Genomic DNA, 5,496 nt, shown 5'->3' with positions numbered 1-5,496 from the left:
GGCGATGGAGGTCCCCAAGGAACTCTGGGCATGGATGATGGGCCAGGACCTACCCGATAGGCCAGACCGACGGAACGCCAGGCACATCCTCCAGGGCCGTCAGGTGGTCTGGGAGCCTCCAGGATGGTGGGGAGGGCTGGAGTGGTCCGGAAGCATTGGGGTGGCCAGGAGGCCCTCCAGGGCTATCCTCTTGGGTGTCTCGATGGTCCTCGCACCTGGTCCTGCCAGGGCCCCCTCGGGCTCCGAAGCGGTCCCCTTGCCGGGCCGGTAGAGGGTCAGCCAGCGGTCCCCTCTGGGTCCAAGGAGACGAAGGTCCATGCGGCCGAGGTAGTCCTCGTCGATCCATACGGCCGCTGGGGCGACCACACGGCAACCCGCGCCATGCCAGGGCCGCACCAAAACGAACTGTTTCTGGTCGGACGCCTCTGTCAGGCGGGAAGGGACTGGGCGAGCGCCAGAGCCGAAGCATCACCCGCCTTCCACGCATTGACGACGGCGGTGCCCTTCTCGGTCAGTGCGACCCTGTAGTGCGGTGGAGACACGATCTGGCCGTTAAAGGTGGCAGGATTGACCGAGAGCAGGCCCGATACGATCAGTGGTGACAGCTTCAAGACTTGGTCGGCCGAGACTGCGAAGAAGCTGGGTTGCTCCAGGCTGAAGAAGAGGAGCGCGTCCTTCGCTTCACGTCCGAGGCCCTCGTTCAGGGATACCAGCAGCCCCTTGTAGACCTTCAGAGCCTCTGCCGGAATGTCGCCCCGGTGGTGGCGAGCGTGGCAGTTGGGGCACAGCGCCAGTAGATTGTCCGCCTCGTCCGAACCGTCGTCGGCCACTCGGGTGATGTGGTGAAGATCAAGCGGGATGACGGTCCGACAGGTAGGAACTGCGCACCTGTAGCCCGCCTCGATGAGAACCTTCTGCCTGACTGAAGCGGATACGGGGCTACGACGTGTCATGAGGGCCGCCTCGGACTTTGCAGTTCGTCCCGCCACTCCGCCCAGCGGATGAAGAGGTCGGCGATGAACCTTCTGGCCTCATCCAGCGGCATTGCGTCACGCGATGTCATTCCGTCGGGCCACTTCTGAGGGCTGTGACGATGGACCTGTGCGCTCATCTGGAAATGGCTGAGCGCGGGCTTAGCCGGCCAACGAAATGCGCGCGCTTCCGGCAGCCGCCCCGCGCCGCGGTTGATGTCAGCCCGCATTGTCTCGAAGGCCTTCCAAAGTTCGAGCCAGTCAGGTTGCCCGCGAAAGAATGACAGGACATCTGCGAACGTGTCGTCCGAGAAGCTATCGTTGACCCATTGGACTTCGCATGCCTCGCGTCGCTGGTCGTTCTGCTCGGCACATGGGCCTACATGAGTGGCAGCGACCCGGTCACGCACCACCAAAGTCTCATGGATGTGTTCCACCACTTGCATTCCGACCGTTCCGTCAATTCGCCTCTCGGCTAACCACCCCGATGGCCTCAGTGGGATGCGATCTGGGTTCAGGCCGAACAGGACCGCGTTGACCCGGTCAAGGAGATGCTGGGCGATCCGCAGGACTTCCACGGCATCCCCAGCAGTGGAGAATGCTTCGGATATGAGGACCGCATGCGGACCGTCCCGGAGGTCGTCGGCGACCTCAATAACCACTCGGCCCGGCTGCCGGAAAGTGTCGCAAGCATCGGCAAGATCGAACGGATGGCCCTCCAGCAGAACGCTCCATTGGGAGACCGTCATCAACCTCTCCGGATCGCAGTGCGGTGCCTCATATTGCCGATCATCCTGAGTCGCGCCCAGCCTCGATGTCCGAATAGACCTTGCCCTAGCAGGACACCCCTCAGGCCCCTCCGAGAGGGCCGGAGTGCGTCCGAAAAGAATGGGTCTTGTACAGTCGGACAGGATGTGGCACAGGGTCTAGACCCATCTCGGACACCTGGAGGCCCCCATGCTGGTCGGCTACGCCCGCACCTCGACCGCCGATCAGGTGGCCGGCCTCCAAGCCCAGGTGCGCGACCTCCAGGCTGCCGGCTGTGAGCGGGTGTTCTCCGAGCACGTCTCCAGCGTGGCCGACCGCAAGGCCCTCAAGGAGGCTCTGCGCTTCCTCCGGGAGGGCGACGTGCTCGTCTGCACGAAAGCGGACCGCCTCGCGCGGAACACCCAGGAGCTGCTGGGGATCGTGGAGGACCTCAAGGCACGAGAGGTTGGGCTGGTGATCCTGTCCATGGGCGGTGAACGGCTCGACACCCGGAACCCCACGGCCACCCTGATGCTGACCATCCTGGCCGGCGTGGCTGCCTGGGAGCGGTCCATGATGCTGGAGCGGCAACGTGAGGGGATCGCCAAGGCGAAGGCCGAGGGGAAGTACCGTGGACGGAAGGCGACCATCAGCCCCGCCACGGTGGCAGCACTCGCCGCAGAAGGCCTCGGGCCATCAGCTATAGCGAGGAGATTGAGCATCGCCCGGTCCAGCGTATATCGGCTTGTCCGCGAAGCGTGACTGATTGTCCGAAAGTCCTCGGCCGCTTCCACAACATCCGCACTTTAGCAGAACGACCATGAATATGGCCACTTAGTCTTCTGCGGCTATCTCCAATAATGGAATTGGCAGATCGCGGACTAATGCGCTAGTCAATCTCCTATCACCAATGGGACATCTAAACAACTCAAGAAAAAACCTATAGGATGTCATAGTACAATCATCCGAAAGAACGCGCCTACTTGAGCCCGCTATCCTAGTGGCTGATCCACAAGAAATTGCGCGACGTTGATAGTCGAACACATATGAAGAATTCGTAATAGCAAGCATTTTTTGGCATTGATCGACTAATTCTTTATGTCCCCTCTCTGTCATTGCGATACCAGGTTCTATTTTTTTCGCCTGAACAAGCACCCCCTTCGAGTATTCTCTATCTTTAGTCTTGAATTTTACATGGATGACAAGGTCGGCGCCTACCCTTTGTTCCTCCGCGGCAGTTCCCTTCCTATGACGTACGACAGCACTGTTCCAGGTAAGTCCGCCAATCTGACCACGAAGAGTTCCGCTAATTTCTCCTGCCAGCAGGGGCGTGATGTCGTCTTCGTCTGCTACGTATCCTCCACGATACTGTTGCAAAACTGCGTCAACAGCTGCCTGGACGCGCTTCGCCGCTAACCGGATCGTGTCTTCAAAATCATTCGCCATGACTCAATCAGGCCTTCGTCCTGCTGCCGGCAGACCATATGCGTATGAAGCGCTTTTGAAATCAACGGCGCAAGGATGGGACCGCGACGTAGCCAGGATATTCGTGACTACATAAGCCAAACATTCTACAATTGCTCCTCAACCCATTCCATCGGGGGGCTCGCCACGGGCCTCTCCAGGACCTTCCTGGAGACACACCGATGGCTTTCTACCCCAACCCCACCGGCATCCCCCCCGTCCCGCCTTTCGGCAGGAAGGGGCGCAAAGTTGGGGCCCAGCCGGAACCCGACAACAGGGCCAGGCAGCGAAGGCAAACCAACTGGTACCGCCGACGCCAACCAGACCATATCCGGGAGCCCTGGGGTTCAAGAGGGTGATGCCGCGCCGGCCACCGTCCCGGAACACCCGGGGGAACGCCACATGCCCGATGAGCGGGGCGAGGAACCCACGTTCCTCACCGTCTTCGCCAACCTCGTCAGCATGAGGACGCCCATGGCCCCAGAGGCCCCCGGCACGACCGGCAAGGCCAACAATGGGGCTGGTGCCCTGGACCAAGACGAACCCGGCTAGCCGTAGCCGGCCCACCGGGCATCGCGCGGCATCCATAGGTTCTCCCATAGCCGCGCCGGTCAGGCGCATCTGGAGCAGTAGGGTCCCCCGTCCGGTCCCTGGTCGGCCTGGGGGCGGCCGAAAGATCGTTTCAAAAAGATCGTTAAAGGGTTGTTGTTGGCCGCCGTCAGCACAGCAGCTTTCCCAGAGACCCCCGTGGGGTTCGCCAGAAGGGGTCCCATGGCCCGGAGGGGCGCGGCCTGTGCCAAGAGCGCTACCCATTGAGGGACCACTGCTCGAGAGGGCACCTGCGGGACCCTGGACTGTCCGGACGAGACAAGGGGCGCAGGGAGCAAGCAATCGACCGAGCGAACTCATTGCAGGTGCCACGAACGAGTGCTACAAAGTCCCCGAACGCGGCTCCTGCAAGTCATTGAAATTACCTGAAATTTATGCCGGAAGGCAGGTTCCAGGTCCCCCAGCCACTTACACGAGCGCGGACATCACCCGGGCGGCCGTGCCGACCGTACGCGCGTGCCCGGCGCGGGCGGCATCTCCGGCGGCCCTGCGAAGCACTGCGCCAGCGCCCTCCAGACCCGTGCCGCCTCCCCCTCCACGCGGAGGGCGGTATCCGCGATGTTCCGAGTCTGCGCCGCCACCTGGCAGAATTCCGTGGCGTCGCCCTCCACCAGGCCGCCCTCGCCCGGCCACTCCCAGGTCTCCGCGCTGGCCCGCAGGCGCACCGCCGGCTGCGCGCCCGGCGGCTCCTGGCCGCGGTTGCGGAACGTCCAGCCATAGGTGCGCACGCCGATCTCGGCGATGTTGCGCAGCCGCGGCGCGGCCGGCGGCCGGTCGCGGGCCATCAGGTCCCAGATCGCCTGGCCGTGCGACCAGGTTTCCATCTGCCGGGCGGTGGCGAACATGCGCAGCCCCATGCCCGGCCCGGCCCAGGGCATGCGCGTCTCCGGCGCCAGGCCCGACAGCCGTTCGCACAGCGCGGCCACGCCCTCGCGCCAGAGATGCAGCAGCGCCGGGGGGCGCGGGTCGCCCAGCATCTCGCGCGTCGCCTGCACGGTGTTCAGCCCGCCCGCCCGCAGCGCCTGCATGCGCCCGCGAAAGGCGGCGAACGCCTCCTGCCCGTCCGCCGAGGCCATCGCCATGCGATCGCTGTGATGCAGGTGCTGCACGATGTCGGCCGGCGTCCAGGCCTTGAACCCGGTCGGCGCCACCCACGCCGCGGGCGGCAGCGTGTCCAGCAGCCCCGCAAGTTCCTCCGCCTCGTCGCGGAAATCGGCGATCTGCTGCAGCATGTCGGTGTCCCCCCCCCGTTATGGCCGGTGCGCGCAGGCGTAGTCGCGCACCAGCGCGCGCGTGCGCTCCGGCAGCGCCCGCCGCGCCGCGGCATTGGCGGTCGCCTCGGCGCAGCCGAACCAGAAATACGCCGCCGCGGGGTCCACCACCAAGTGGCGCGGCGCGAAGCCCGGGCTCACCAGCACCGACAGGAACGGCGTCGTCGAATGCCAGGCGATCGGCGGGAACGCCCGGTCGGCCGGGCGGGACGAGGTGAAGGCGGCATGGCCCAGCGCCGGGTCCGGCACGCCGTCGCGCGCCAGCGCAGCGATGGCCGCGGCATAGCCGTCGAACGCCCGCACGAACCGCGCCGTCTCCACCGCGTGCACCAGCGTCGCCACCGCCAGCCCCGCCGCCGCCACGGGGCCCAGCCGGACCAGCGGCGCGAAGCCCCGCCCGCCGGCCTGCCACGAAGCCGCCAGCACCAGCACCG

6 protein-coding genes are annotated in these 5,496 nt (G+C 64.9%); 1 reads left to right on the top strand and 5 read right to left on the bottom strand.

The window, feature by feature from the left end; translation table 11 throughout:
- Positions 1-428 precede the first annotated feature (428 nt).
- A complete protein-coding gene (locus ACE3P6_RS11690; RefSeq protein ID WP_374395111.1) occupies positions 429-953 on the bottom strand; it encodes an HNH endonuclease in 525 nt (174 codons plus the stop codon).
- On the bottom strand, positions 950-1,720 hold the full coding sequence (locus ACE3P6_RS11685) for a hypothetical protein (protein ID WP_374395109.1): 771 nt from the start codon (positions 1,718-1,720) through the stop codon (positions 950-952). Before ACE3P6_RS11685 ends, ACE3P6_RS11690 begins: the two co-directional genes overlap by 4 nt.
- A 208-nt stretch (positions 1,721-1,928) precedes the next feature.
- On the opposite strand from ACE3P6_RS11685, the gene ACE3P6_RS11680 reads away from it, so the two are divergent.
- Positions 1,929-2,480: a recombinase family protein gene (locus ACE3P6_RS11680; protein ID WP_374395106.1), complete on the top strand. Its 552-nt coding sequence runs from the start codon at positions 1,929-1,931 to the stop codon at positions 2,478-2,480.
- 72 nt (positions 2,481-2,552) lie between these two features.
- Here ACE3P6_RS11680 and ACE3P6_RS11675 read toward each other — a convergent pair whose 3' ends face one another.
- The 3 genes from ACE3P6_RS11675 to ACE3P6_RS11665 all read right to left on the bottom strand — a co-directional run.
- Complete coding sequence (locus ACE3P6_RS11675; protein ID WP_374395104.1) at positions 2,553-3,164, bottom strand: hypothetical protein; 612 nt, start codon at positions 3,162-3,164, stop codon at positions 2,553-2,555.
- Positions 3,165-4,216: 1,052 nt separating this feature from the next.
- Positions 4,217-5,023: a maleylpyruvate isomerase family mycothiol-dependent enzyme gene (locus ACE3P6_RS11670; RefSeq protein WP_374395102.1), complete on the bottom strand. Its 807-nt coding sequence runs from the start codon at positions 5,021-5,023 to the stop codon at positions 4,217-4,219.
- An 18-nt stretch (positions 5,024-5,041) separates the two neighbouring features.
- Positions 5,042-5,496 (bottom strand): hypothetical protein (locus tag ACE3P6_RS11665; protein WP_374395100.1); only part of this gene is annotated, 455 nt, incomplete at its 5' end.

Source organism: Tabrizicola sp. (assembly GCF_041911175.1).
Taxonomy (GTDB): Bacteria; Pseudomonadota; Alphaproteobacteria; order Rhodobacterales; family Rhodobacteraceae; genus Tabrizicola.
Note: the sequence above shows the minus strand (reverse complement) of the source record. Positions and strands in the feature narration are given on the sequence as shown.

Excerpts from the sequence above, each read along its gene's own strand:
- ACE3P6_RS11690 (WP_374395111.1), bottom strand. The coding sequence starts at position 953 with ATGACACGTCGTAGCCCCGTATCCGCTTCAGTCAGGCAGAAGGTTCTC.
- ACE3P6_RS11685 (WP_374395109.1), bottom strand. The coding sequence starts at position 1,720 with ATGACGGTCTCCCAATGGAGCGTTCTGCTGGAGGGCCATCCGTTCGAT.
- ACE3P6_RS11680 (WP_374395106.1), top strand. The coding sequence starts at position 1,929 with ATGCTGGTCGGCTACGCCCGCACCTCGACCGCCGATCAGGTGGCCGGC.
- ACE3P6_RS11675 (WP_374395104.1), bottom strand. The coding sequence starts at position 3,164 with ATGGCGAATGATTTTGAAGACACGATCCGGTTAGCGGCGAAGCGCGTC.
- ACE3P6_RS11670 (WP_374395102.1), bottom strand. The coding sequence starts at position 5,023 with ATGCTGCAGCAGATCGCCGATTTCCGCGACGAGGCGGAGGAACTTGCG.